Annotated in this window: 30 protein-coding genes and 1 tRNA gene; 12 read left to right on the forward strand and 19 right to left on the reverse strand. The window is 63.8% G+C overall.

All coding sequences use genetic code 11. The features are described 5' to 3' along the window. Positions 1-11: 11 nt before the first annotated feature. Positions 12-293, reverse strand: coding sequence for a DUF2249 domain-containing protein (locus PV773_RS06825; RefSeq protein WP_347965615.1), 282 nt, complete (start codon positions 291-293; stop codon positions 12-14). A gap of 212 nt (positions 294-505) precedes the next feature. On the opposite strand from PV773_RS06825, the gene hemN reads away from it, so the two are divergent. Next, entirely contained in the window at positions 506-1,858 is a 1,353-nt protein-coding gene (gene hemN / locus PV773_RS06830) for an oxygen-independent coproporphyrinogen III oxidase (RefSeq protein ID WP_347965616.1), read from the forward strand. 69 nt (positions 1,859-1,927) lie between these two features. Here hemN and PV773_RS06835 read toward each other — a convergent pair whose 3' ends face one another. From PV773_RS06835 to PV773_RS06860, 6 genes are all read right to left on the reverse strand, one after another. Then, entirely contained in the window at positions 1,928-3,829 is a 1,902-nt protein-coding gene (locus PV773_RS06835; RefSeq protein ID WP_347965617.1) for a nitric oxide reductase activation protein NorD, read from the reverse strand. Positions 3,830-3,838: 9 nt separating this feature from the next. Beyond that, positions 3,839-4,666 (reverse strand): CbbQ/NirQ/NorQ/GpvN family protein, encoded by an 828-nt coding sequence (locus tag PV773_RS06840; protein WP_347965618.1) that lies wholly within the window; start codon positions 4,664-4,666, stop codon positions 3,839-3,841. Positions 4,667-4,734: 68 nt separating this feature from the next. Then, complete coding sequence (locus PV773_RS06845) at positions 4,735-6,081, reverse strand: cbb3-type cytochrome c oxidase subunit I (RefSeq protein ID WP_347965619.1); 1,347 nt, start codon at positions 6,079-6,081, stop codon at positions 4,735-4,737. Between the two features lie 16 nt (positions 6,082-6,097). Next, positions 6,098-6,550, reverse strand: coding sequence for a cytochrome c (locus PV773_RS06850; RefSeq protein WP_347965620.1), 453 nt, complete (start codon positions 6,548-6,550; stop codon positions 6,098-6,100). Between the two features lie 152 nt (positions 6,551-6,702). Continuing rightward, positions 6,703-6,972, reverse strand: a complete 270-nt coding sequence (locus PV773_RS06855; RefSeq protein WP_347965621.1) for a cytochrome C oxidase subunit IV family protein — start codon at positions 6,970-6,972, stop codon at positions 6,703-6,705. Positions 6,973-6,977: 5 nt separating this feature from the next. Then, on the reverse strand, positions 6,978-7,535 hold the full coding sequence (locus PV773_RS06860; protein WP_347965622.1) for a cytochrome c oxidase subunit 3: 558 nt from the start codon (positions 7,533-7,535) through the stop codon (positions 6,978-6,980). A 112-nt stretch (positions 7,536-7,647) separates the two neighbouring features. Between PV773_RS06860 and PV773_RS06865 the strand changes: the two genes are divergently transcribed. The 4 genes from PV773_RS06865 to PV773_RS06880 all read left to right on the forward strand — a co-directional run bounded on the left by PV773_RS06865 (position 7,648) and on the right by PV773_RS06880 (position 10,538). After that, positions 7,648-7,803, forward strand: a complete 156-nt coding sequence (locus tag PV773_RS06865; RefSeq protein WP_347965623.1) for a hypothetical protein — start codon at positions 7,648-7,650, stop codon at positions 7,801-7,803. A gap of 21 nt (positions 7,804-7,824) precedes the next feature. After that, positions 7,825-8,262 (forward strand): hemerythrin domain-containing protein, encoded by a 438-nt coding sequence (locus tag PV773_RS06870; RefSeq protein WP_347965624.1) that lies wholly within the window; start codon positions 7,825-7,827, stop codon positions 8,260-8,262. 196 nt (positions 8,263-8,458) lie between these two features. Continuing rightward, positions 8,459-9,577, forward strand: a complete 1,119-nt coding sequence (gene nirK / locus PV773_RS06875; protein ID WP_347965625.1) for a copper-containing nitrite reductase — start codon at positions 8,459-8,461, stop codon at positions 9,575-9,577. An 88-nt stretch (positions 9,578-9,665) separates the two neighbouring features. Next, positions 9,666-10,538: an SUMF1/EgtB/PvdO family nonheme iron enzyme gene (locus PV773_RS06880; protein ID WP_347965626.1), complete on the forward strand. Its 873-nt coding sequence runs from the start codon at positions 9,666-9,668 to the stop codon at positions 10,536-10,538. A 77-nt stretch (positions 10,539-10,615) separates the two neighbouring features. Here PV773_RS06880 and PV773_RS06885 read toward each other — a convergent pair whose 3' ends face one another. Together PV773_RS06885 and PV773_RS06890 are read right to left on the reverse strand one after the other, a co-directional pair. Further along, complete coding sequence (locus tag PV773_RS06885; protein ID WP_347965627.1) at positions 10,616-11,824, reverse strand: NnrS family protein; 1,209 nt, start codon at positions 11,822-11,824, stop codon at positions 10,616-10,618. Between the two features lie 85 nt (positions 11,825-11,909). Next, positions 11,910-12,353 (reverse strand): pseudoazurin, encoded by a 444-nt coding sequence (locus PV773_RS06890; RefSeq protein ID WP_347965628.1) that lies wholly within the window; start codon positions 12,351-12,353, stop codon positions 11,910-11,912. 210 nt (positions 12,354-12,563) lie between these two features. Between PV773_RS06890 and PV773_RS06895 the strand changes: the two genes are divergently transcribed. After that, on the forward strand, positions 12,564-13,268 hold the full coding sequence (locus PV773_RS06895) for a Crp/Fnr family transcriptional regulator (protein WP_347965629.1): 705 nt from the start codon (positions 12,564-12,566) through the stop codon (positions 13,266-13,268). Positions 13,269-13,278: 10 nt separating this feature from the next. Here the strand turns inward: PV773_RS06895 and PV773_RS06900 are convergent, their stop codons facing one another. The 8 genes from PV773_RS06900 to PV773_RS06935 all read right to left on the reverse strand — a co-directional run bounded on the left by PV773_RS06900 (position 13,279) and on the right by PV773_RS06935 (position 19,050). Continuing rightward, positions 13,279-13,479, reverse strand: a complete 201-nt coding sequence (locus PV773_RS06900; RefSeq protein WP_347965630.1) for a DUF1858 domain-containing protein — start codon at positions 13,477-13,479, stop codon at positions 13,279-13,281. Positions 13,480-13,569: 90 nt separating this feature from the next. After that, a complete protein-coding gene (locus PV773_RS06905) occupies positions 13,570-14,286 on the reverse strand; it encodes a cytochrome c3 family protein (protein ID WP_347965631.1) in 717 nt (238 codons plus the stop codon). Between the two features lie 4 nt (positions 14,287-14,290). Next, the gene (locus PV773_RS06910; protein ID WP_347965632.1) at positions 14,291-14,734 is read right to left on the reverse strand and encodes a nitrate reductase cytochrome c-type subunit; all 444 of its coding nucleotides are present in this window, start codon (positions 14,732-14,734) and stop codon (positions 14,291-14,293) included. Between the two features lie 29 nt (positions 14,735-14,763). After that, positions 14,764-17,268, reverse strand: a complete 2,505-nt coding sequence (napA, locus tag PV773_RS06915) for a periplasmic nitrate reductase subunit alpha (protein WP_347965633.1) — start codon at positions 17,266-17,268, stop codon at positions 14,764-14,766. After that, positions 17,265-17,531 carry a chaperone NapD gene (locus PV773_RS06920; RefSeq protein ID WP_347965634.1) on the reverse strand — a complete coding sequence of 89 codons (267 nt, stop codon included), beginning with the start codon at positions 17,529-17,531 and terminating at the stop codon, positions 17,265-17,267. The genes napA and PV773_RS06920 overlap by 4 nt, the downstream gene beginning before the upstream one ends. Beyond that, complete coding sequence (gene napF, locus PV773_RS06925; protein WP_347965635.1) at positions 17,524-18,027, reverse strand: ferredoxin-type protein NapF; 504 nt, start codon at positions 18,025-18,027, stop codon at positions 17,524-17,526. Before napF ends, PV773_RS06920 begins: the two co-directional genes overlap by 8 nt. Before the next feature lie 4 nt (positions 18,028-18,031). Beyond that, positions 18,032-18,223, reverse strand: a complete 192-nt coding sequence (gene napE / locus PV773_RS06930) for a periplasmic nitrate reductase, NapE protein (protein WP_347965636.1) — start codon at positions 18,221-18,223, stop codon at positions 18,032-18,034. A gap of 482 nt (positions 18,224-18,705) precedes the next feature. Continuing rightward, complete coding sequence (locus tag PV773_RS06935) at positions 18,706-19,050, reverse strand: DUF6522 family protein (protein WP_347965637.1); 345 nt, start codon at positions 19,048-19,050, stop codon at positions 18,706-18,708. A 141-nt stretch (positions 19,051-19,191) separates the two neighbouring features. Between PV773_RS06935 and PV773_RS06940 the strand changes: the two genes are divergently transcribed. The 3 genes from PV773_RS06940 to PV773_RS06950 all read left to right on the forward strand — a co-directional run bounded on the left by PV773_RS06940 (position 19,192) and on the right by PV773_RS06950 (position 21,778). Then, positions 19,192-19,656, forward strand: coding sequence for a group III truncated hemoglobin (locus PV773_RS06940; protein ID WP_347965638.1), 465 nt, complete (start codon positions 19,192-19,194; stop codon positions 19,654-19,656). A 47-nt stretch (positions 19,657-19,703) separates the two neighbouring features. Next, positions 19,704-20,135, forward strand: coding sequence for an Rrf2 family transcriptional regulator (locus PV773_RS06945; protein WP_347965639.1), 432 nt, complete (start codon positions 19,704-19,706; stop codon positions 20,133-20,135). 1,103 nt (positions 20,136-21,238) lie between these two features. Beyond that, positions 21,239-21,778, forward strand: coding sequence for a hypothetical protein (locus tag PV773_RS06950; protein WP_347965640.1), 540 nt, complete (start codon positions 21,239-21,241; stop codon positions 21,776-21,778). Between the two features lie 268 nt (positions 21,779-22,046). Here PV773_RS06950 and PV773_RS06955 read toward each other — a convergent pair. Both PV773_RS06955 and PV773_RS06960 read right to left on the reverse strand, forming a co-directional pair. Continuing rightward, positions 22,047-22,122 (reverse strand) — tRNA-Ala (locus tag PV773_RS06955). A gap of 150 nt (positions 22,123-22,272) precedes the next feature. Continuing rightward, entirely contained in the window at positions 22,273-22,659 is a 387-nt protein-coding gene (locus PV773_RS06960; protein ID WP_347965641.1) for a TIGR02300 family protein, read from the reverse strand. 193 nt (positions 22,660-22,852) lie between these two features. On the opposite strand from PV773_RS06960, the gene aroA reads away from it, so the two are divergent. The 3 genes from aroA to cmk are packed head-to-tail and all read left to right on the forward strand — an operon-like array spanning position 22,853 to position 25,578. Further along, complete coding sequence (aroA, locus tag PV773_RS06965; RefSeq protein ID WP_347965642.1) at positions 22,853-24,205, forward strand: 3-phosphoshikimate 1-carboxyvinyltransferase; 1,353 nt, start codon at positions 22,853-22,855, stop codon at positions 24,203-24,205. Positions 24,206-24,218: 13 nt separating this feature from the next. After that, positions 24,219-24,920, forward strand: coding sequence for an SDR family oxidoreductase (locus PV773_RS06970; protein ID WP_347965643.1), 702 nt, complete (start codon positions 24,219-24,221; stop codon positions 24,918-24,920). 19 nt (positions 24,921-24,939) lie between these two features. After that, the gene (gene cmk, locus PV773_RS06975) at positions 24,940-25,578 is read left to right on the forward strand and encodes a (d)CMP kinase (RefSeq protein ID WP_347965644.1); all 639 of its coding nucleotides are present in this window, start codon (positions 24,940-24,942) and stop codon (positions 25,576-25,578) included. Positions 25,579-25,705: the final 127 nt, after the last annotated feature.

The raw sequence follows: 25,705 nt of genomic DNA on the forward strand, positions 1-25,705 counted from the left end.
GCGGCGCCCGGTCAGCGGCTACCGCAGCAGCAGTCGCAACCCGAACCGTCCTTGCGGCCGACCTCGACACGCCAGACCTCCGGCCCCTGTTCCAGGTACTCCCAGGTGAGCTGGCCGGGAAACGCCATTTCGAGCTGGTAGTGCAGCGGTCGCGGGTCGTGGTCGCTGGCGATGACGAAGGCGGCGCCGGGGGCCAGCGCATCGACCATGGCGAATATCCTCGGATGACGCTCCATCCGTGGAATGGTCCTGACATCGATGACGGAGATGGTTCCAGCTTCGGCGGTTGCCATGTGTTTTCTGTCCTTCGGCCCGAAAAGGGAAAGCCGGGAGCAGCGGCCGCCCTCCCCCCCGACGCGGGGACCCTAAGGCGGAGGGCGGGCGGCGAGATTGCCGAAACGCAAACAAATCCGGGAAACGGCACCTGCTTGGCATTTCGCAAAGAGGCCGGACGGCCTTGGGACTAGAACCGTCGCAAGGCAAACGCGACAGAACTGGAAATGCCATGCCCGCAACCATCCTGGAGAAGTACGGCGAGGCGCGCCTGCCCCGCTATACGAGCTATCCGACGGCCCCACGTTTTTCGCCAGCCATCGGAGCCGGTTCCTATGGCGACTGGCTCGGCCAGCTGCCCGCCGGCGACCCGGTGTCGCTCTACCTGCACATCCCGTTCTGCCGGTCGATGTGCTGGTACTGCGGCTGCCACACCACGATCACGAGACAGGACCAGCCGATCCTCGACTATCTCACCGTGCTGCGCGACGAGATCCGCATGGTGGCGGGGCGCATCCCGCATCGCCTGCCGGTGGGCGAGGTGCATTTCGGCGGCGGCACGCCGACCATCATGGAGCCGGCGGAATTCCTCTCGCTGATGGCGCTGCTGCGCGAACACTACGATTTCTCCGACACGACAGGTATCGCCGTCGAGATCGACCCGCGCCGACTGACGGCCGAGATGGCGCAGGCGCTGGGCGCGGCGGGCGTCACCCGCGCCAGCCTCGGCGTTCAGAGCTTCGATCCTGTGGTGCAGAAGGCGATCAACCGCATCCAGACCGAGAAGCAGACGGCAGAGGCCACCGACAATCTCCGCCGCGCCGGGGTCGGCGGCATCAATTTCGACCTGATCTACGGCCTGCCGCACCAGACGGTGCAGTCTTGCATCGACACGGCCAATGCGGCCATCGCCATGCTGCCGGACCGCTTCGCGGTGTTCGGCTATGCGCACATCCCATCCTTCAAGAAGCACCAGCGGATGATCGACGAGGCCGCCCTGCCCGATGGCGCAGCGCGCAACGAACAGGCCGAGGCGATCGCCGAGACGCTGGTCGCCGCAGGCTACAGGCAGATCGGTCTCGACCATTTCGCGCTGCCGGGCGACGACCTCGTGCGGTTTCAGCAAGCGGGACGGCTCAGGCGCAATTTCCAGGGCTACACGACGGACAGTTGCGAGACGCTGATCGGCTTTGGTGCATCGGCCATCGGGCGCATGAAGGACGGCTACGTGCAGAACGAGGTGGCGCCCGGTCTCTACGCCCAGCACATCGCCTCCGGTCGGCTGGCAACCGCCAAGGGCTATCGCCTGACGGAAGAAGACCGGCTGCGGGCCGAGATCATCGAACGCCTGATGTGCGATTTCAGCGCCGACATCGGAGCCATCTGCAGGGTCCATGGCGTCGACGTTTCGGGACTGCTCGCCGGCAACGACAGGCTGGCCGAATTGGCCGGTGACGGAGTGCTCACCATTGCCGACGGCGTGTTGCGCGTCAGCCGGGAACATCGCTTCGTCATCCGCGCCGTCGCCGCCGCCTTCGACGCCTATATCGACCATTCGACCCGGACGCATAGCAAGGCGGCCTGACCGCCGATCAGGAAGCGAAAAGGCCCGGCGTGGGAGCGCCGGGCCTTCCGCCATCACAGCCTTGTTCCCCTAACCTGCAAGGCTGCGATAGACGGCGGGAAGAGCTGCCGGCAGCTTCGCTATGTTGCCGACCACGGCGTAGCCGTTCTGGCCAAACAGCGCCGGTATGTAGGATTTCGCCTCCCGGTCGACCGTAACGCCGAACACACCGAGGCCGCTGCGTCGTGCCTCGATCACGGCACGGCGGCTGTCCTCCAGCGCGAAGCGGCCCTCATAGTGGTCGATGTCGTTGGGCTTGCCGTCGGTCAGCACCAGAAGCAGCCTCTTGCGGTTCGGCTGCCTTGCCAGCTCCGCCGCTGCATGCCTGATAGCCGCGCCGATGCGGGTGTAGTAGCCCGGCTTGAGGGCAGCGATGCGGGCCTCGACCGTGACACCCATAGGCTCGTCGAAGGCCTTCACCGTCTCGATGCGCACCCAGTCGCGGCGACGCGAGGTGAAGGTCAGGATCGCATGGTTGTCGCCGCAGGCGGCAAGCCCGTTGGCCAGGATCAGCAGCGCCTCCTTCTCGACGTCGAGCACCCGGCGGTTGTCGAACCAGGCATCCGTCGAGAGCGACACGTCGACGAGGATGGTAACCGCCAGATCGTGTGCCTGGGGCCGGCTCATCAGGTGGATGCGGTCGCTGCCCTGGCCGCCGGCGGCGAGATCGCAACGGGCCCGCACCACCGCGTCGAGGTCGAGATCGATGCCGTCGAGCTGGGTGCGCAGCATCTCGCGGCGCGGCCTGAGCACCTCGAACTGGCGGCGCACGCGCCGGATGAGGCGCCTGGTCTCGACATCGGGCTCGCCGACGGTTCCAAGGATCGCGGCCGGTGCGGCCAATACCCGACAGTGATCGGAAAGGTATGTGCCGGTGCGGAAATCCCATTCCGGATAGGTGCATTCCGCCGTCAGCGGCGTGCGGTCCAGCGCCTCGGGCGGGAGGTCGAGATCGAAGCGGAAGCGCGACGCCGGCCGGCCCTTGCGCTCGCCCAGCGTCATGTCGTCGAGATCCTCAGCAGCCTTGGCATCGTCATCGCTGTCGTCCGAGGGCCGGTCGACATTGACCATCTCCGCCATCGCCAGGATCTTCTCGAAGCGGTTGAGGATGAAGGGGCTGCGTTCGTCCTTGCGTGCCTCCTGGTTCTCGCGAACTGCGACCTGGCGCTCCGTTTCGGCACCGGCGACGTCCTTTCCACCAATGACGGGCTCGTCCTCGCCGCGGCGGGGCGCTGTTTCCTGGCGGAGCAAGGCATCGGGCCAGAGCGGCACCGGAAGCATTGGCAGGTACCCCGCCGGGGCGCGGTGCGGGAAGATCAGCGGCAGCGCGTCGTCGGCTTCTTGCGCCCCTTTCCTGAGAAGGCTCGCGATGCGTACCTCGACCTGCGCCTCGACCGACGGCAACGGACCGCGATGGCGCGCGGCAAGCGTTGCCGCCGCCAGGTGCCGGTAGCGGCGGCCAAGCCCCGGAAAGCTCGCGATCACGCTGGCAGCCGTCGCCTCCGCCCGCCGCAGCGCTGCAAGGTCGCGCAGCAAGGGATCCGTCGTTTCCGCGATGGGGTCCAGCGGCATGACCGCCATGTAGGCAGCCAGCCAGACATAGAGGTCGCGGTTGAGTGCCTTGTCGGGGAACAGGTCGATCACCGCTGGCAGCATCAGGGAGGAGCCATCGCGCGCGGGCTGGACGAGCTTTTCCTCGCCGAGCCCCATGCGCTGCCGCCAGCCGAGGCGATGGCCCGAGGTCCTGCCGCGCACCGTCGCGATCTGGACCGCACCCTCACCGCCGAAGCCCCGGAAGCAGATGGCCAGCACCGGCTGCATGGCAGCCAGGTGCACTGCATGTTCCGGATGGCGCGGCCAGGTCTGCACATGCCCGATGAGGCGGTGCCAGGCGCGGCCGACCGTCTCTTCGAGTTCGAGGAAATCCAGCATGGCCGCGCCTCAGCGGATCAGGGAGTCGGCCAACTCGACCAGCGCCGTCTTGACGTCGGGCTCGTCGGTCAGCGGCTCGATCAGCGCCGCAAGTACGGCTTCGCGCAGGGGCAGGCCGGCCTCGATGAGGCTGGCGCAGTAGACGAGCAGGCGGGTCGACGCCCCCTCCTCGAGGTCGTGGCCCTTGAGGGCCCGAATGCGCCGCGCCAGCTCGACCAGCGGCGCGACCTGACTTTCGGCCAATCTGCTCTCGGTCGACACGACGGCGATCTCCTCGGCCTTGGGCAGGAAATCGAACTCGATGGCGACGAAGCGCTGGCGGGTGCTCGGCTTCAGGCTCTTCAGCAGATTCTGGTAGCCCGGGTTGTAGGACACGACGAGCATGAAACTCACCGGCGCCGTCAGCTGCTCGCCGGTGCGTTCCAGCGGCAGGATGCGGCGATCGTCGGTCAAGGGATGTAGCACCACGGCGACGTCCTTGCGCGCCTCGACAATCTCGTCGAGGTAGCAGATGCCGCCTTCGCGAACCGCACGGGTGAGCGGTCCGTCGACCCAGACGGTGTCGCCGCCCATCAGGAGGTAACGGCCAGTGAGATCGGCGGCAGCGAGATCGTCATGGCAGGAGACAGTGGAAAGCGGCAGGCCGAGCCTGGCCGCCATGTGGCTGACGAAGCGGGTCTTGCCGCAGCCGGTCGGACCTTTCAGCAGCAGCGGCAGCCGTCGCGCCCAGGCACGCTCGAACAGGCTGCATTCGTTGCCCGACGGGCTGTAGTAGGCGGGGCTGTCGGCGATGGGGCGGACATTGGGCACCTTGGTGGCGATTGGGGCGACGGTCATTGGGGGAACTCCGCGGGAAACAGGCAGTGGGTGCATGGCCCCGGCGATTCCGGGGCCATGCGACGGCTCTATTCGGCGGGCTGCAGGACCCGGGCGGGCTTCTCGCTGCGCTCGCGACTCGGCACGAGCACGGCCCACATGAACAGCAGCGCCGAGACGACCACGACGACACCGGAACCGAGGCGCACCCAGTAGAACAGGGCGAGCTGATCCTGGACGTCCATGTAGCTCTCGCCCAGCACGCGCTGGAGATGCACCTGGACGACGCCGGCGAAGGTCAGCGCGAAGGTCATCACCGACATGGCCGTGACCATCATCCAGAAGCTCGCGACGGAGAGCCACTGATTGTAGGGCGCGCGGCCCTTAATCTCGGGGATGGCGTAGGCCATCATCGCCAGGTTGAGCATCACATAGGCGCCGAAGAAGGCGAGGTGTCCGTGGGCAGCCGTCACCTGCGTGCCGTGGGTATAGTAGTTCACCGAGGACAGCGTGTGCAGGAAGCCCCAGACGCCGGCGCCGAAGAAGGCCATGACCGAGCAGCCGATGGACCACAGCAGGGCGGCCTTGTTGGGATGGTTGCGGCCTGCCTTCCAGGTCATGTGGAAGGTGAACACCACCATCGAGAAGAACGGCGCCACTTCGAGCGTCGAGAACAGCGAGCCGATCCACTGCCAATAGCCGGGCGCGCCGATCCAGTAGTAGTGGTGGCCGGTGCCGAGGATGCCTGAGAACAGGGCGAGGCCGACGATGATGTAGAGCCACTTCTCGACCACCTCGCGGTCGACGCCGTTGAGCTTGATCATCAGGAACGCCAGCACCGACGCCATGATCAGCTCCCACACGCCTTCGACCCAGAGGTGGATGACGTACCACCAGTACATCTTGTCGAGCGCGAGGTTGGACGGGTTGTAGAAGGAGAACAGGAAGAAGATCGCCAGCGCCCACAGTCCGAAGAGCAGGATGTTGGTGACCGTGGTCTTGCGGCCCTTCAGCGACGTCATGGTGATGTTGAAAAGGAACATCAGCACCACGACGACGATGCCCACCTTGATGACGAAGGGCTGCTCGAGGAACTCGCGGCCCTCGTGTATCCTAAACAGGTAGCCGACCACGGCGACGCCCGCCGCGACGAAGAACATCCAGAACTGCACGATCGCCAGCTTCGGGCTGAACAGTTCCGTCTCGGCCTCCTCCGGTAGCAGGTAATAGGTCGCGCCCATGAAGCCCATCAGCAGCCACACCACCAGCGCGTTGGTGTGGATCATGCGGATGATATTGAACGGCAGAAGCTCGGAGAGCGTATTGGGCAAGACATAGATGGTGCCGGCGAGCACGCCGAAGGCGACCTGGGCCAGGAACAGCACAAGCGCACCGTAGAAATAGGTCATCGCGACCTTTTGCGTTTGGTATTTCATGTCTCTCTCCTGGCGTTCAGCCGGCCTCGTTCGGCGGCCAGTTCTGGGTCTTGATGCGGCTGGTCCATTCGAGGAAGTCGGCGAGGTCGTTGAGTTCCTGGTCGGTCAGGTTGAACTGCGGCATCTGGCGCCGTCCCTCGATCCCCGAAGGCTGGGCGGCCATCCATGCCTTGAACGTCTCGCGGGCACTCTCGGGATCGGCTTCGCCGCCGTAGCGCTTCCACACATTGCCGAGTTCGGGCGCGAAATAGGCGCCCTCGCCCAGGATCGTGTGACAGTTGATGCAAGAGTTCTTCTCCCAGACGTGCTTCCCGCGCGCGACCGAGTCCGTCAGCGTCGTTTCGTCCGTCGAGGTCGTCCGCATGTAGAAATGGCTATGGGCGGTTAGCCCCACAAAAATTGCGAAGAAGAAGAACGAACCGCCGTAGAAGACGTTCCGAGCCCCCGTTTTGGTGAGGCGTTCTGCCATCACGCGATCCTTTCCAGTCAGATTTCCGCGAGGCGGAATTGTCCGATCGATTCATCCCCGCGGCTGGCCACCAGTCTCCGGAAGCCGTCCCGGTTCGGAACCTTCTATGGGTTTGGGGAAGGCGTTCTTTGCGATTTGGCAAACAAAGCGGCTCAGCCGAGGGTGGCGGCGAACAAGGCCTTGGCGGCGGCCGAGACGGCAAGCACCAGGCACCAGCCTGTCAGCGCGCGCCGCATCGCCGCCTGCCGCCGCAGATTCATAAAGTCGAGGATGACGAAGCGGGCCTTGAAAAGGGCAAAGCAGAGCACCAGCGCCAGCCCAGCGGCGTTGCCTCCGTAGCGAACCGCAAGCACGCTCGCGCCGGTGAGCACGATCAGCGTCAGCCAGGTCCGCAGCAATTGTCGGTTGGATCCGTCAGTCATGCCGGTCACGCCAGGTAGACGATCGGGAACATGACGATCCAGATCAGATCGAACACGTGCCAGAGCGTGGTGATGAGGATCACGTTCGACCTCTCCATCCGCCAGCCGACCAGCAGAAGCACCTGCGCGCCGAACAACACGTGCAGCAGGTGGAAGCCGGTGAGCAGGAAGTAGAGTTCGAAGAACACGCCGTAGCCCTCGTCGCCGGCGTGACCGATCTCGCCACCATATTCGAACAGCTTGATTACGACGAACAGGAAGCCGAGCAGTGCCGCAAGCACCAGCGCCAGCCGCGCCTCCCCGCGCGAGGCATCCGGACGCGCCGCGCGCGCCGCCTGCCAGCCGCTGGTGAGAAGCACTGCTGTGTTCACAGCAGCGAGCGGGGCATTGAGATGCTGCCGCGCCGCCGCGAACTGGTCCGGCTGGACGATGCCGGCGACCATGAAGGCAACGAGCAGGATGCCGAATGCGGCAAGCTCGCTCCACACCAATATCCAAAGCAGGAAATCTCCGGCGTCCGGCGCCTCTTCTTCCTGCCGGCTCGTCGAAACCGTCATGTCCATGCCGCTTATTAGGCATGACCTCGCCGGGCTTCTTTGCGATTGCACAAGGTAGCGGGGACGAAAAACCTGCACGATCGCGACGTGACAATTTCAACCGCCTCGGAGCCCCGCGATGAGCAACGCACAATTCGGCCTGTCGGTCGCCACGCCGATCATCGTCGGCTTCGCACTGCTGCTCTATCGCATGGGCGTCCTGCAGCGCACCGGAGCGGCTTCCGCCGTGCTCGCCTCGATCGCGATCGCGGCCATTCTATTCCTCAACCAGTAGAACTGACTGCAGGCCGCGGCGATGAACCACTCAACGGCATCGGACGACCTCGCCGCACTTGAACGCCTCTATGGCAAGATGCTTCGGATCTGCGACGACCTCGAGACGGTCGCCGACACCTTGCCCAAGCCCGATCGGCGGTTCTGCAGGCGGCTGGCCAGCGAACTCGACACGACAGTTGCGGTCGTCAACCGGCGCGAAGAAAGTGACTTGTTTCCCCTGCTTGCCGAGCAAGCCGGCACGATGATCACCGCCAGGCTGCGCGAGGAACATGAGCAGGACCGCTCGGCGGCTGCCGGGATCGTCCGTGCGCTCGTCAGCATTTCCCGTGGCCGAGCCATAGGTTCGCATGAGGCGACCGGTTACATGCTTCGCGCCTATTTCCTCGGCGTCCGCCGGCACATTGCCTTCGAGCAAGCCCTGCTCGCATCGCTCAAATCCGTCTCCGAGCCCTGCTAGTCGCTGGATGCTTGGCAGCAGCCGAGCCTTTTCGCTCGGCGGCGGTTGCATGCCTGCGCGCCAAGTATTCGCCGCTCACCTGCCAAAATGTCGCACCGCAACATCTGTTTGCGCTGCAACAAAGAAGGGTTGCCGACACGCCTCTAGTCTCTGGATCGTAACAACAGGCAACGTCACGCCAGAAGGAGATCTAGAAATGTTGACGCGACGCGAAGCACTCTTGGGTACGGCCACAGGTGCGGCAGCGGCCGCGATCCTGGGCTCGATCATCGCCACGCCCGCGCTGGCTCAGGCCCGCGCAGCCGATATCGCCGGCCTGCCGCGGGTCAAGGTCGACCTCGTTGCCCCGCCTTTCGCCCACCCCCACGACCAGGTCGCCAAGGGCGGTCCGAAGGTCATCGAGTACCGGATGACCATCAAGGAGCAGCCGATGGTGATCGACGGCGAGGGCACGACGCTCAGGGCCATGACCTATGAAGGCTCCATGCCCGGACCGCTGATGATCGTGCATGAGGGCGACTATGTGGAACTCACGCTGGTCAATCCCGAGACCAACGAGATGCCGCACAACATCGACTTCCACGCCGCCACCGGCGCGTTGGGCGGCGGTGCGCTGACCCACGTCAATCCGGGCGAGCAGGCGGTGCTGCGCTGGAAGGCGACCCGCACCGGCACCTTCGTCTACCACTGCGCACCGACGGGCATGATCCCCTGGCACGTGGTCTCGGGCATGAGCGGCGCGGTCATGGTGCTGCCGCGCGACGGGTTGAAGGACGAGAATGGCAAGCCGCTGAAATACGATCGCATCTTCTATATCGGCGAGCACGACCTCTACGTCCCCCGCGACGAGAACGGCAAGTACAAGAAGTATGAGTCCCTGGGCGACAGCTATGACGATACGCTGAAGGTGATGCGCGGCCTGATCCCGACCCACGTCGTCTTCAACGGCAAGGTCGGCGCGCTGACCGGCGACCATGCGCTCAAGGCCAAGGTCGGCGAAACGGTGCTGTTCGTGCATGCCCAGGCCAACAGGGACACCAGGCCCCACCTCATCGGCGGCCATGGCGACCATGTCTGGGAGGAAGGCAAGTTCAACAACGCGCCCGCCAAGGATCTCGAGACCTGGTTCATCCGTGGCGGATCGGCGGGAGCTGCGCTCTACACCTTCCTGCAGCCCGGGGTCTACGCCTACGTCAACCACAACCTGATCGAGGCGGCCGAACTCGGCGCAACCGCCCATGTGATGGTCGAAGGCGAGTGGAATGACGACCTGATGAAGCAGGTCCAGGCACCCGGTCCGATCCCGACCAACTGACCGGCGGGCACCTTTCACTGTCCAACTCGGCCCGCCGGCATGCCTGCGGGCCCTTTTTCTTGAAACGGGTAAAAACAGGAGCCGAACCATGAAACTGGGCAGCTTGCTTCTGACCACGGCAGCCGTCTTACCGGCACTCGCGCTGGCGACCTACCTGCCCTTCCGCGAACCCGTCGGGCCGGCGACCATGCCTGCATTGGCGTCCCCGCAGACTGTCGCCGTTGCTCCGGGCCGGCTGGCCTACAGGCTGCCGGGCGAATTCCTCAGCGCCGAGCGCCCCGTGGATGCGCCGGAGAGCCAGATCCGGTTCCGCCGTTCGTTCGACATCATGACCTATCAGGTCAGCGCCGCCGACTATGCGCTCTGCGTCGCGGACGGCGCCTGCGACGCTGCCGACGGCGCCGCCGATCAGGCCGGGAACCTGCCGGCCACGGGCATCAGCTTCCGCGATGCCAACGCCTATGCGCAGTGGCTGTCGGACCAGACAGGAGAAAGCTGGCGGCTGCCTACCGACGAGGAATGGACCTACGCCGCGGCCGAACGCTTCAGCGACGAGACGCTGGGTGAGGACGGCGACACCATCGCCCGCTGGCTGGCGCGCTATCGCAACGAGTCCGAGGCGGCCAGGGGGCGCGATCCCGAGCCCAGGCCGCAGGGCCATTTCGGCGCCAACTCCAACGGACTCTATGATGTCGGCGGCAACGTCTGGGAATGGACCACGACCTGCTATCGCAGGGCGGCACTCGACGAGAGTGGGCGCATCGACACCAGCACCGACAATTGCGGGGTGCGCGTCGTCGGCGGCAAGCATCGCGGCTACATGTCCTTCTTCATCCGAGACGGCAAGAGCGGCGGCTGCGCGGCCGGCCTGCCGCCCGACAATCTCGGTATCCGGCTGGTCAAGGAGCGTCCGTCGATGCTCTCGGCTATCAAGGCCTTGTGGCGCGGCGCAGCCGGCTAGCCTGGCTCACATGAAGGCCCGGACCTCCTGTCTGAGATCCGGGCCTTTCTCATTCCAACGCAAGGCAAATCCGAGCGTCACTGCGACGGCGCCGGGTTGGGCTGGCGAGGCCGCAGGCGCGGACGCACGAGCATGCCGCCATAGAGCGCGGCATAGCCGAGGAAAGCCAGCGTCCAGGCTGCGGCCGAGGCGTGCAGCAACGCCGTGGCCCCGGGCATGAAGGCATACGCCACACGCAGCACCGCCGAAACGACGATCGCAACAAAGACCAGGCAAGTGGCATTGCTGGCTTGCAACTCGCGGCCCGTGTGGCCGAGCGTCGCCCGCGCCATCACCGCCAGCGTCATGGCCCCGATCGCCCCTGTGCCGAAGGCATGCAGACCGGCAGCCGGCGGCACGGCATCGGGCAGGAGGGCCGCAAGGCCGGCCAGCACGAAGCCTATCGGCACGAAGGCATAGGCCACATGCAGGATGATCACCAGCGGATCGCGCCAGCTACGCTCGCCGGCCCAGCGGCCAAGCCTTGCGATGTTGAGCCCCCCTGCCCCCAGCAGCAATGTTCCGCTCGCAAGGTGGTCGGGCGCAAACGTCCAGGCAGCGATTGCGAACACCGAGAAGACGATGGTCGCGGCGTCGAAACGATTGAACGGCACCGGCAGCCGGCCGGGATTCTGGCGCGCCAGCCAGTTGCGGGTGAAGCTCGGGATGATGCGCCCGCCGATGATCATGACGAGTAGGACGGCGGCCCCGATGCCGAGCCTGCGCGCCATGTCGGCACCACCCGCGAAGCGCACTTCCAGATGGAACATGACATTGGCAGCGAACAGGACGCTCACCGGCGCCAGCACCTTGAGGTTGCGCCAGTTGCGGCCGGCGACGATCTCGACCGCGGCCGCCGCGGCGACCGCAAGCAGGAAGGCGCTGTCGATCACGGCCGCGGCCAGCCAGCCGATATCGTCCGAGAAGAACACCGCCAGTCGGCCTGCCAGCCAGAGCAGCGCCAGAGCCAGCAGCGGCAGGCCTTGCACCGGCAGCCGGCCGGTCCAGTTGGGGATGGCCGTAAGCAGGAACCCCGTGACGATGGCCGCGACATATCCGAAGATCATCTCATGGATATGCCAGTCGACCGGCGCAAAGCCGCTCGCGGTCTCGAGCCGACCGGAAAGCATCGGCAGCCACGCCAGGATGGTGAGGCCGGCATAGAGCGAGCCGAGCAAGAAAAACGGTCGGAACCCGTAGGACAGGATCGCAGGATAGTTGCCCGGCCGGACGCGAGGAATGGCCATGATGCACTCCTTTGAAAAGCAAAGGCCGGGCAGAGCCTGTCTACCCGGCCGTTTCTGAAAATCCGTTCGGCGTGAACGCCGGGACTCAGTTGCCCGCGGGCACCTGAGCCAGCAGCGCCTCGAATGCCTTCTTGGCCTTGCCGGTCTGCTTGACCGCCTTGGCCTGCTCGAGATTGGCCGGCTTGCCCACCACGATCAGCGCCACCATGCCCATGCCATAGTGCGGCGAGCACTTGACGCCGTAGACGCCCTCCTTGTCGAGGGTGACGGAAATCTGCTCGTTCATCTTGCCCTTGAACGGCGTGGCGCCCTCGGGGATCATGTCCTTGATGCTCTCGGCGTCGTGCGACTTGTCGGTGGGCACGAAGGTGATGGTGTCGCCAGGCTGCGCGACGACGAAATCGGGCTGGAATACCATTGCACCCTTCTCGCCCTTGTTGAGCATCTCGATCTTGATCTCGGCTGCCTGGGCGGCACCGGTCAGGAGGGCGGCGGCAAACGCGGCCACAATGGCAACTGCATGTTTCATCGTGTTTTTCCTTTGTCCTTGCATGACGGCTCCAGCCGTTGGCCCTCTCTAGGGCTCGGGTGCGTCGAGAACTTTGATCCAACGCAAACTTGACTGGAATTTCAGGAATTCCGCGCCGCTTGCCGCAGTCCGCCGGCCTGTGACATTCTGGCGCTCGACAGCGATTGGTGAATTCGAGCACTGGGTTCGTGCACCGACCAGGAGGGACACTTGAGCCGACTAGATCGCTCGCTGATTGCCGGCATGCCGATATTCCAGGGAATGGCCCCGGCCGACCTGGACGGCATACTCCAGAAAGCGCGATCGCTGCGCATCGCCAAGGACCAGACCGTCTTCGAACAGGAAGGCGAGGCGCATTCGTTTTTCCTGCTGCTCGACGGCCATGTCCGCGTGGTCAAGACTACCCCTGACGGCCAGCAGGTGATCGTCCGCTACATCAGCCCGGGCGAACTGATGGGCATTGCGCATGCGCTCGGGCGCACCACCTATCCGGCAAGTGCTGTCGCTGCCGTCGATTGCGTCGTGCTCGCCTGGCCGGGCAGCCTCTGGCCGGAAATGGCGGCGAGCTTCCCGAACTTCGGTTCCGGCACTTACAGGACGGTCGGCGCCCGCCTCCAGGAAACGCAGGCGCGTGTCGTCGAACTCGCCACAGAGCAGGTCGAGCAGCGTGTCGCCCACGCCCTGCTGCGACTGGTCAAGCAGACGGGCAGGAAGACCGAGGAAGGCATCCTCATCGATTTCCCGATTTCGCGGCAGGATATCGCCGAGATGACCGGCACGACGCTGCACACGGTTAGCCGGCTCCTCACCGCCTGGGAGGAGAAGGGACTGGTCAAGAGCGGCCGCCAGAAAGTGACCGTGGTCGAACCGCACCGGCTGTTCGCACTTGCCGAAGGCCAGGCCGACAAGGACTGACCTTTCGCCCCTACTTCATCGCCTTGGTAAGGTCGTCGACAAGCATGTCCTCGTCCAGGGAATGTTCGCGCGCGGCGTCCATCACCGTATGGAACGACGCTATCGGGCAACCGACGCAAAGCAGGCCATGGCCGAGGATGACCCGGATCGAACCGGGCCATCGACGCATGATGGTGTCCATCGTCATGTCGTAATCGAAACGTGACTTCATCGTCGCTCACCGCTTGTGAAGCCCGACGATGAACGAAGTGGCCCGCTGTTTCGTTGCGCGCCGACAAACAGGCACGCGATCGCCATGCCCTCAGTCCAGCGTCATCGCCTCTATGGGTAAACCGGCATGCGACGCCTTGACGTACCGGTCAAGCGCATCGACGGCCGAGGATTGCGGCAGTTGCTCGCCTCGCAGTTCCGGCAGCACCTGCCAGCCAGGAGCTATGCCCTGCATGTTGGGCAGCTCATGGGCGATGCCCTTGTGGCAGTCGATGCAGGTGGCCTTCCCAGAAAGCAGATAGCGCGTATGGATCTCGGCAGCGCGCTGTGTCTGGCGTGTCAGGTCCATCGCCACCGAAGAGTGGCAGTTGCGGCATTCCAGACTGTCATTGGCCTTGAGCCGGGCCCATTCGTGCTGGGCCAGTTCCAGCCGCTTGTCGAGGAATTTTCGCCTGGTGTCGATGGTGCCGAAGATTTTACCCCAAACCTCCTTCGAGGCCTGCATCTTGCGGGCGATCTTGTCGGTCCAGTTGTGTGGCACGTGGCAGTCGGGACACGATGCGCGCACTCCCGAGCGGTTGGAGAAATGGATCGTGTGGGTCAGTTCCTGATAGACGTTGTCGCGCATCTCGTGGCACGAGGTGCAGAACTTCTCGGTGTTGGTGACCTCGAGCGCCGTATTGAAGGCGCCCCAGAACATGACGCCGCCGATGAAGCCGCCGAGCGTCAGGAAACCGAGGCTCAGCGTCCCGGCCGGCGTGCTGACGATGCGCCAGGCCCACAACAGCCGCTCCTTCAATCGTTGCATGGGCCTACTCGCTGCCGGCGGGCTTGACGCCCAGTTCGATCATGTCCTTGAAGCGGTTCTCGACCAGTGGGCGCACATCGGCCTGCGGCACGTGGCACTCGGTGCAGAAATAGCGGCGCGGTGACACGTCGGCGAGCATCTGGCCGTCGCGCGTCTGGAAATGCGTGACGCTGATCATCGGCGCCCCGGATCCTTGCGTGAACTCGCGCTTGTGACAGGAGAGGCAGCGGTTGGTGTTGACCGACAGCTGATAGCCCTCGATCGAATGCGGGATGACAGGCGGCTGCTCGGGATAGGCGCGCATCTGGCGCACGTCGTCGGTCACCCATTTGGGCACGGCCGGAGCCGGTACCGACTCCATCGGCGACGGCGGGCCAATCAGTTCGGGCGAACTCTTGGCGGCCATCTGGGCGAGCGCGGCAGTGCCTGCACAAAAGATGACAAGCATGACAAGCGCGGGAACGCTGCGCCGCAAGCTCATGCGACCGGAACGATCTTGACTGCGCATTTCTTGAAATCCGTCTGCTTGGAGATGGGATCGGTGGCGTCGAGCGTGACCTTGTTGATCAGCTGGCTGGCGTCGAACCAGGGCACGAAGATCACCCCTGATGGCATGCGATTACGGCCGCGCGTCTCGATGCGCGAGCGGATCTCGCCGCGCCTGGAGATCACGCGCACCTCTGCGCCCTGGTTGATGCCGCGCTTGCGCGCGTCGTCGGCATTCATGAAGCAGCGTGCGCCGGGAAAAGCGCGGTAGAGCTCCGGCACGCGCAGCGTCATCGAACCCGAATGCCAATGCTCGAGCACACGGCCCGTCACCAGCCACAGGTCGAACTCATTGTCCGGGGATTCGGCCGGCGGCTCGTAGGGCACGGCCAGGATCACCGCCTTGCCGTCGGGACGGCCGTAGAACTTGACCCCCTCGCCGGCCTTCACATAGGGGTCGAATCCCTCACGGTAACGCCACAACGTCTCCTTGCCATCGACCACCGGCCAGCGCAGGCCACGCACCTCGTGGTAGCTGTCATAGGGCGCCAGGTCGTGCCCATGGCCGCGGCCGAAGGTGGCATATTCCTCGAACAGTCCCTTCTGGATGTAGAAGCCGAACTCCCTGGCCTCGTTGTTGTCGTAGTCGGGATCGATCTCGCTGCGCGGGAACTTGTCGACATTACCGTTGCGGAACAGCACGTCGAACAGCGTCTTGCCGCGATAGATGGGGTTGGCGTCGAGGATCTCCTGCGACCAGACCTCGTCGGTGGTGAAGTGTTTCGAGAACTCGGCGAGCTGCCAGAGATCTGAGCGTGCCTCTCCCGGCGCCCGCACCAGCTGGTGCCAGACATGGGTGCGTCGCTCCGCATTGCCATAGGCGCCTTCCTTTTCCACCCACATCGCAGCCGGCAGGATGATGTCGGCCGACATGCCGGTCACCGTCGGATAAGCATCGGAAACGACAACGAAATTGTCCGGATTGCGATAGCCGGGATAGGTCTCGTTGCTGCTGTTGGGCGCAGCCTGCACGTTGTTGTTGACCTGCACCCAGTAGAAGTTGAGCTTGCCGTCCTTCAGCATCCGGTCCTGCTCGACCGCATGGAAGCCCGGCTTGTCGGGCAGCAGTCCGGGTGGGAGTTTCCAGACCTCCTCGACATGCTTGCGGTGCTCGGGGTTGGTCACGACCATGTCCGCCGGCAGACGGTGGGCGAAGGTGCCCACCTCGCGCGCAGTACCGCAGGCGGACGGCTGTCCGGTCAGCGAAAACGGGCTGTTGCCGGGCTCGGAGATTTTGCCCGTCAGCAAATGCAGGTTGTAGACCATCTGGTTCGCCCAGACCCCTCGCACATGCTGGTTGAAACCCATGGTCCATAGCGACATGACCTTTCGGCTCGGATCGGCATAGAGCTCGGCCAGTTCCTCCAGGAAGCCTTTCTCGACGCCACTGAGTTCGGCAACCTTGTCGAGCGTGTACTCCGAGACAAGCTGCTTGAACGCTTCGAAGTCGGCGGGCTCCATCTTGGCGGCATCGGCTGCCCCCTTTGCAGATGTCTCGCGTGGATCTTCGGGTCGCAATCCGTAGCCGATGTCGGTCTGGCCGTTCATGAACACGGTGTGGTTCTTGACGAAATCCTCGTTGACCCTGCCGGTGCTGATGATGTGGTTGGCGATGTAGTTGAGGATTGCGAGATCCGTGCCTGGCTTGAACACGATCGGAATGTCGGCCAGATCCATGCTGCGATGGGTAAAGGTCGAAAGCACCGCGACCTTTACGTGCTCGTGTCCCAGCCGCCTATCGGCCAACCGCGTCCACAGGATCGGATGCATTTCGGCCATGTTCGAGCCCCAGAGTACGAAGGCATCGGCGTTCTCGAAATCGTCGTAACAACCCATCGGCTCGTCCATGCCGAAGGTGCGCATGAAGGCGTAGGCGGCCGAGGCCATGCAGTGGCGGGCATTGGGGTCGAGATTGTTGGAGCGGAAGCCGGCCCGCATCAGCTTGGTTGCGGCATAACCTTCGAAGATCGTCCATTGGCCGGAACCGAACATGCCGATTGCCGTCGGCCCTTTCTCCTTCAGCACCTTCTTGACCCGCTCGGCCATCAGCGCAAAGGCCTCGTCCCAAGTGACCTGCTCGAACTCGCCATCCTTGTCGTAGACGCCGTTGCGCTTGCGCATCAGCGGCGTCGTCAGCCGGTCGGCGCCATACATGATCTTGGAGAGGAAATAGCCCTTCACGCAGTTGAGGCCGCGATTCACCTCTGCCTGCGTGTCGCCATGGGTGGCGACCACCTGACCGTCCTTGACGCCGACCATGACGCCACAGCCCGTTCCGCAAAAGCGGCACGGCGCCTTCGACCACCTGATCTCCAGCGCACCGACACCGCCGGGGATCGGCTGCGCTGCCGCCGGCAGGGCGATTCCCGCGGTTGCGGCCGCCACTGCCGCCGCCTGCGCCTTCAGGAGCTCACGTCGGTTCAACTCTGCCGTCATGACTTGGAGCCCTCCAGTTCCTCGATATGTTCAAAGACCATGTTGGCCGCGACGACGCCGTCGAGAGCGCCAAGCACGGCAAGCTGCGCGCCCAACTGGCCGGCGCTCTCGCCTTCCATCACGACCACGATGCGGTTGTTTTCCTGGGCACGGATCTCAGGGCCGTTCATGGTTGCGATTGCCGCTGCAACCTCGTCGAGACGGCCGGGCATGACGGCAATCACCGCGCTGGAAATGTGGTGATATCGCCGTTCGTCAACCATCGGCGATCTCCAGTGCCATTGGCGAGACCGAGATCGCCTGTACCGGACACGGTGCGATGCAGGCGCCGCAGCCCGTGCAGGCGGTCTTGTCCAGCTGTGGAAGAAAAGGGCCGCCAATTCGCGGTCGAAGGGCGATCGCCGTTTGGGGACAAGCGTCGCGGCAGCTCATGCAGGACACGCCATTACGCGCCAGGCACGCCTCCGCGATGGCTACTACGTGGGCAAAGGCCGGCGGCACGGCGCGGTCGAACACAGGTTCCGGACAGACCGAAGCGCAGTCCCCGCACAGCAGGCATTCTCCAGCCTGGAAGTCCAGAGATGGCTTGCCTTCGACCAGTCCGATGATCTCGGTTGGACACGCCTCGGCACAAGCACCGCAGCCCGTGCAAGCGGCCAGCATGTTTTCGGCCATCCCGGGCGGCAGGATTCTCAGTGACGCTGTCGGCACCCGTCCGGTCAGGAAAGTCCGGCGGCTGATACTGGTTCGGGGGTCCATCCGCTCATCCCCCGGGGGGCCCGGGAGGACCGAAGACCAGCTGCCACATCCAGACGATAAAGCCGTAGCCGCCGACGACGCCTACGGCAACGATCGGCCAGATTCCGAATGCAAGCACCAGAAAGGCAATGAGTTCTCGTCGACGCTTGGCTGCACCGCGATGTGCGACATCGACGTTTCCCTGGTCCTGGGTCATGACTTGCCTCATGTGCCTTGGACGAGAAGATGAACTCGTAGCGCAAAGGTTACCCAAACGTCAGGGCATTGCAACTCCACCATTTGCTGTTTGGCAGATGCGCAACAAGTATGTCGAGACGCGCGACCCTGACCTGCGCATCGCCGTCCTTCTGAGCGACGGCGAAAGCTGTCCGCAGCTTCGCGTGAGCGTCGCTCACAAACGGCCAGTCGCTTCCTGCCGGCGCGGTAGCGCGTGGCCAAAACGGGATCGACCACAACCGACGAATGGTTAACTCGGGCAGGCGCGGTCATATCGCAGCCGGCGCCTTTAGAAGTTCGATAGGGGTCCGTCTCCGGGCGCCGGGCGCTCCGGCCACCACCTGACTTCCAATGCCAGTTCACACGAACATCATGATCACCACGTAGCCTACGGTCACCAGCACCAGGCCAGCAACCAGCATCGGCACGAGAGTTCTGCCCGAATGCTGATCGTTCATGATTTCATTCCCTGCTTCTGTTCGTGAACTGACTTTGATGGGCGCCGCCGGGCGCCACGGGATGAGATTGGTGGGGTGGGTCTGCCACAGCCGGAGCTTGCCTCAGGTCGAAGGCTTCCTCGCTGACGATGCAGTTGCCGGCGTCGACGATGATGCGCCAGACCGAGTTGCGGTTGCGCACGGTCAGCCGCTTTCGGCCTTCGTCGCCATCGATGCCGCACTCCACCATGCTGGTTATGAGACCGAGGCGCATTCGTCGTTGAAGTTCCTTCACTTCCAGCGAGAGCCGCACCGCCAGGAATGCCGGTTCCAGGACATAGTCTCCGGTCTGGTCGAGCTCGAGCTTCATCGGGTTTCCTTCATTGCGGGCGCAGCCGTGCGACATTAAGATATATTGACGATATATGTTTTAGTTCGCATCGTGAAGCCCGCACCTCATCAAACATGGACGACAAGGGGCCGCTTGGCCCGCCGGCGATGGAACCCAGGCATGAGCGAAGACGCTAAGCACGAAACAACGATCGTCATCGATGGCCGCGTGCTACCCGAAGGGCTGGATGAGCGGATGATCCGCGACGTGGTACATGGCTTCTATGCCGAGATCCGGAACGACGCCCTGCTCGGACCGCTTTTCAACGGGGCGATCGCGCAGCATGACTGGCCGCCGCATCTGGCAAAAATGTGTGACTTCTGGTCGTCTTTGATGCTCCGCACTGGCCGCTATGACGGCCGCCCGCTGCCGCCGCACCTGGCCCTTCCTAGCCTGGGCGAACAGCATTTCCGGCGATGGCTGGGTCTGTTTCGCGCAACCGTCAACAATCTCTGTCCGCCGGAGATCGCGGCACTGTTCATAGAACGGGCATTGCGTATCGCCCATTCCTTCCGCCTTGCGCTGGCCTACAATCGCGGTGAAAACACGTTGACCGTCGCGCCGATCACGGCCGACAGCCTGTGACCTGCCGGACGGCCGGCAAGTAGGCATGCGGCGAAGGTTGGAGTGAAATGAGGCTAACGAATTTTTCCGACTACACGCTCAGAATGCTGATGTTTGCGGCGTCCGCCGGGGACCAGTTGTTCACCATCGAAGAGACGGCTCGTGCGTTCGGTGTGTCGAAAACGCATCTCAACAAGGTGGCCAACACGCTGACCCGCGCTGGCTATCTCGTAGCGGTTCGCGGCAGGTCGGGAGGGTTAAGACTCGGTCGCCGGCCAGAAGACATCCGGATCGGCGACGTCATCCGGTTGACCGAGCCGGATTTCGCACTGGTCGAGTGCTTCGCTACCGGGAACCAGTGCACAATTACACGGTGCTGCAAGTTGTCCGGCATGCTGCGCGACGCACTGTCGTCGTTCCAGAGTACCCTCGATCACTATACACTCGCCGACATCGCACTGATGCCCGGTGACTTCCTGGGTGATGCGTCCCCCGCCTAGCAACGGTCTCGCCGCCGCTTGAGGATGCGGAAGGCCTCCTCTGCGGCTGCGGCCTGCCGGTAGAAGTGCTTTCGTGACGGCCCGCCCCGGGTTGACATAACGGAGATGGCGGATAGTTTCCTGCCCGCGAGGTAACGCCCTCCCCCGGTCGGGGAAAGAATGTCCGGGAACGGCCCGGCCTAATCAAACGGCCGTTCATGTCTTGCCTATATCTTCCCCTCGCACGTCTTCCCGAGATCGGCTGGCTCCTAGCTGAGATTTGGCGAGAACTCCGGTTCGCGGTTGAGAAGGGACGGCGGTCGCTAATGCCCCCATGGCCGCGGCAGCCTCCCAGGCAGCTGTCACAAAACGCATTTGAGCGTCACGCCATTCCGATGGGGGGCCGCTTCCGGTCAGGCAGATTCTGGCAACTCACGATGGTATAGCTGCCGTCGGCTAATGCTCGGCGCATCAGTCAGGTGCCTACCCCTTTTTAGCCGTTCAGACGCTATTTCATTCCCCGCTGCGGACGGGCAGCTCTACGGCCTGCTGGCGCGCGAATCAACAGAAACTGACCGCCTTAATAGGCAGTACTGCTGCACTAGCTGGTATCCACTTTCTATGCAAAAGCATTTCGAGCTATTTAAGCGTCATACATCCGGGATGCGAAGAAGGGGGACGCATGCCTTCGCTGGATTACGAGAACGAAAAGATCGTCTTTAGGAATTTCTACGACGCCTCCCGTGACAAGATGGCGTCCGCCAAAGCCGCAATGTAGACGCTCCTCCGCTCACTTTTAGCCACCGATCCGGCGATTGCCGCAGCCAAGCTGGAAGGGCGCGTGAAGGATCGAGAGGAGTGTCTCAGCAAGTTCCGTCGAAAATACCAAACGGAACTGGAAAGCTCCAAGACTCCCTATTCGATTCGAAACCACATCACCGATCTTCGGGGCTTCGGATCGTCTGCTTCTATGAAGACGAGGTTGAGCGCGTACGCGATCTCGTCTCTGGGGAATTCGAGGTGATCGAGATCACCGACAAGACGGCCCAGATGCACGAAACGGACAATGCCTTCGGCTACAAGGGCCTGCACATGGACCTAAGACTCACCGAGGCAGGCGCGGAATGAAGGAGTATGCCGCCTACGCCGATTTTCCCTTCGAGTTGCAGATCCGTACAGTGGTCCAAGATTCCTGGAGTGTGCTGGACCACAAGATCAAGTACAAGAAATCTATTCCTATCGAGTTGAAGCGGCGCATCAACACTTTGGCCGCCCTATTCGAACTTGCCGACCGCGAGTTTCGTGAAATCCGCGAAGGAACGACGGAGGCGTTGAACCGCACCGAGGAGTACGGCACGATCGAGGCCGAGAGTGCGAGCCCGGAACCGGAACCCGCCCGCACGCCGACAGGAAAGAAATCAGGCGGCTACACCCCTCTCGACGCGTTTAGCTTGCTCCGCATCGCAAAACACTTTTTCAAAGACGAGGAATTCGAAGCTTACAAAATTGATGGCTTCACGCAGGAGGTCACGAAACTTGATCCCGGCATATCGCGGGGCAAGTTCAACTTCTACATGTGCATCATGGGCGATGCTGCCGCGCATCGTGGCGATGCACCAACCATCGAACGAGAAAACAAGTGGACGTGGAACAGCGCCCATTGAGACGGCTAGCCAAAATCAGCTGAAATCGCGCCGACACCCTCGTCTCCGGGCCACGTCTCGGCTGAAACCAGAGCCTAACCTACTGAAAAGTCGAGGCTATTCAAAGAATGAGGAAACAGTCACATTTGCGGAAGACTGTTTGGTGGACCAAATCGGGAACGAAGATCTTTCCTCTTGGGCCTTGCAAGCCTCGGAAACCTTTATCGAATTCGCGGCGGTTGTTGCAAAGGCGCAAAACTGGCGCAAGTCTCTGATATTAAAGACTGTTTGGTGGAGCCAATCGGAATCGAACCGACGACCTCTTGAATGCCATTCAAGCGCTCTCCCAACTGAGCTATGGCCCCACACCCGGCGTTGAGCCGGCGCCGTTTCCGGCGAAGAGGTCGGCGCGGATTTCGTGGCCCGCGCCGTATTTGCAGGGCGGCTTCTAGCGCCGCATTCTGCCCTTGGCAAGCCTTGTTCGAAACCTTTTTTCGGTTTCTCCCAAAGGCCTGTCAGATCTCGTCTTCGTCGTCGCCGACGCCGATCATGTCGGAGACGTCGTCGTCTTCCTCCTCCTCGTCGGCGAGGAAGGTGTCATCGTCGTCGTCGCCGAGGTCAACGTCGTCGTCACCCATATCCGGCAGTTCATCGGAACCGCCCTTGGCTTCGTCGTCGGCGTCTTCCAGCGAAACGACTTCCGCGCCTTCGTCCTCGGCGTCCAGTTCCTTCTGGTCGACGTCCTCCTCTTCATCGAGGATCTGCACCTTGCCGTCGTCGAAATAGGAACGCGGATAGGTCTTGCCCGTGTAGGGCGAGACGATCGGGTCCTTGTTCAGGTCGTAGAATTTGCGGCCCGTTTCCGGGTCGATACGCTTTGTGCCAAGCTCGGATTTTGCCACGTCAGGCCTCGTCTTTGTAGAAGTTGGTCCCCTTAGCGGCAGTTTGCGGCGCTGTCAAAGCCAAATCCCGGCGATTCGGCCGAGCCGCAAATCCTTGCCGCGCAAGGGGGATGACCGCCATGGCAATCGATGCTACGACACCGCCGCAATCGTCGGGAAAGCCCGCCCAGGGCATTCCGCAAGAGGAACAATCATGTCGCACAGCGCCGTGCCGCAGCCGGCAGTCGCCCGGAAGTCGCAACCCTTGTCCGGAACCGCCCGCGTGCCGGGCGACAAGTCGATCTCGCACCGGTCCTTCATGTTCGGCGGCCTCGCCGCAGGCGAAACCCGCATCACCGGCCTGCTGGAAGGTGAGGACGTCATGCGCACCGGCGAAGCGATGAAGGCGATGGGCGCCCAAATAACAAAGAGCGGCGGCGAATGGATCATCAAGGGTACCGGCAACGGCGCCCTGCTCCAGCCCGAAGGCCCGCTCGATTTCGGCAATGCCGGCACCGGTTCGCGCCTCACCATGGGCCTGGTCGGCACCTACGACATGGAAACCACCTTCATCGGCGACGCCTCGCTTTCTGGCCGGCCGATGGGCCGCGTGCTCGACCCGCTGCGCCAGATGGGCGTGCAGGTGGTCGACGCCGCCCCCGGCGATCGCATGCCGCTGACGCTGCGCGGCCCGCGCCAGGCAGCCCCCATCACCTACCGTGTGCCGATGGCCTCCGCGCAGGTGAAGTCCGCGGTGCTGCTCGCCGGTCTCAACACGCCGGGCATCACCACGGTGATCGAGCCGGTGATGACGCGCGACCACACCGAAAAGATGCTCAAGGGCTTCGGCGCCAACATCGAGGTCGAGACCGACGAACAGGGCGTCCGCCACATCTTCGTCGAGGGCCAGGGCAAGCTGACCGGCCAGGTCATCGCCGTTCCGGGCGATCCGTCCTCGGCGGGCTTCCCGCTGGTGGCGGCCCTCATCGTGCCGGGCTCGGACGTCACCATCGAAAACGTGCTGATGAACCCGACCCGCACCGGCCTCATCACCACGCTGATCGAGATGGGCGGCAAGATCGACATCCTCAACCGGCGCAATGCCGGCGGCGAGGACGTGGCCGATCTGCGCGTGCGCGGCTCGGAACTGAAGGGCGTCAAGGTTCCCGCCGAGCGCGCTCCGTCGATGATCGACGAGTATCCGGTGCTTGCGGTCGCGGCCTCCTTCGCCGAGGGCGAGACGCTGATGCAGGGGCTCGAGGAGCTGCGCGTCAAGGAATCCGACCGCCTGGCAGCCGTCGCCCGCGGCCTCGAGGCCAACGGCGTCGACTGCACCGAAGGCGAGGTGACCTTGTGCGTGCGTGGCGTGCCCGGCGGCAAGGGCCTTGGCGGCGGCACGGTGAAGACGCATCTCGACCACCGCATCGCCATGAGCTTCCTGGTCATGGGACTGGCGTCCGAAAAGCCCGTCACCGTCGACGACCAGGCCATGATTGCCACCAGCTTCCCCGAATTCATGGGGCTGATGGCAGGGCTCGGGGCTGAGATCGACCAGACTGTCGCCTGAAAAGGAGCATCTCATGACCAACAAAGTAGCCATGATCGTCGGCGGCGGCAGCGGCATGGGAGCTGCTGCGGCACGGAAGCTGGCGGCGGACGGCTATTCGGTTGCCATCCTGTCCTCCTCAGGCAAGGGCGAGGCGCTCGGCAAGGAGCTCGGCGGCATCGGCTTCACCGGCTCCAACCAGTCGAACGACGACCTGAAGCGTTTCGTCGACCTGACCATGGACAAATGGGGCCGCATCGACGCGCTGGTCAACGGCGCCGGCCATGGCCCGCGCGCGCCGCTCTTGGAGATCACCGACGAGCAGTGGCACGCCGGCATCGACGTCTATTTCATGAATGTCGTGCGCGCGGTGCGGCTTGTCGCTCCGGTCATGGTCGACCAGAAGGGCGGCGCCATCGTCAACATCTCGACCGCCTGGGTGAGCGAACCGGCGGCGATGTTCCCGACTTCGGCGGTCGCACGCGCCGGCCTCAACGCCTACACAAAGCTTTTCGCCGACCAGTATGCCCAGCACAATGTGCGCATGAACAACGTGCTGCCGGGGTGGATCGACAGCCTCCCGCAGACCGACGAGCGCCGCGCCGGCGTGCCGATGGGCCGCTACGGCCGCTCGGAAGAGGTCGCCGCGACCATTGCGTTCCTTGTCTCGGAGGCTGCCGCCTACATCACCGGCCAGAGCCTCAGGGTCGACGGCGGCCTGATGCGCAGCATCTGAAAGGCGGATCGCGCGAACGATGCCGAACTCCATCACCATCGCCATCGACGGACCGGCAGGCGCCGGCAAGGGTACGCTCGCCCGCCGCCTGGCCGACTATTACCACCTGGCGCTGCTCGACACCGGGCTGACCTATCGCGCGGTTGCGCAGATGCTGATTGAGAAGGGCTGGCCGCTCGACGATGTCGGCCATGCCATCGAGGCAGCGAAGCTGGTCAATCTCGGGCAGCTCGACCGCAAGGTGCTCTCTGCCCATGCCGTCGGCGAGGCAGCCTCCAAAGTCGCCGTCATTCCCGAAGTCCGCAAGATCCTGGTCGACAAGCAGCGCGAGTTCGCACGCGCGCCGCAAGGGGCGGTGCTCGACGGCCGCGACATCGGCACCGTCGTCTGCCCGGACGCCGAAGTGAAGCTCTATGTCACGGCCAGCGCCGAAGTCAGGGCCCAGCGCCGACTGGCCGAGATCGAGGCCAATGGCGGCACCGCCGATTTTGCCGGCATCCTCGCCGACATCCAGCGCCGGGACGAGCGCGATACCGGCCGCGCCGATTCGCCATTGCGGCCCGCCGACGACGCGCACTTGCTCGATACGTCGGAAATGGATATAGAAGCCGCGTTTTCTGCAGCCAGGGACATCGTCGATCGGGTCCTTGGCGGCTGAGAACAGGCCGAAGTCCTAGGATTTGGCCGCTCAACCGACTTGCCAGCATTCTTCTTGCGCCGATTTGCCGCCTCAGGCGGCCAAGGGCTTTCAGCCCGGAATGCAGGCAGGCCAACGCAACACGAAC

This window comes from Mesorhizobium sp. CC13 (assembly GCF_039907765.1).
Classification (GTDB): Bacteria; Pseudomonadota; Alphaproteobacteria; order Rhizobiales; family Rhizobiaceae; genus Aminobacter.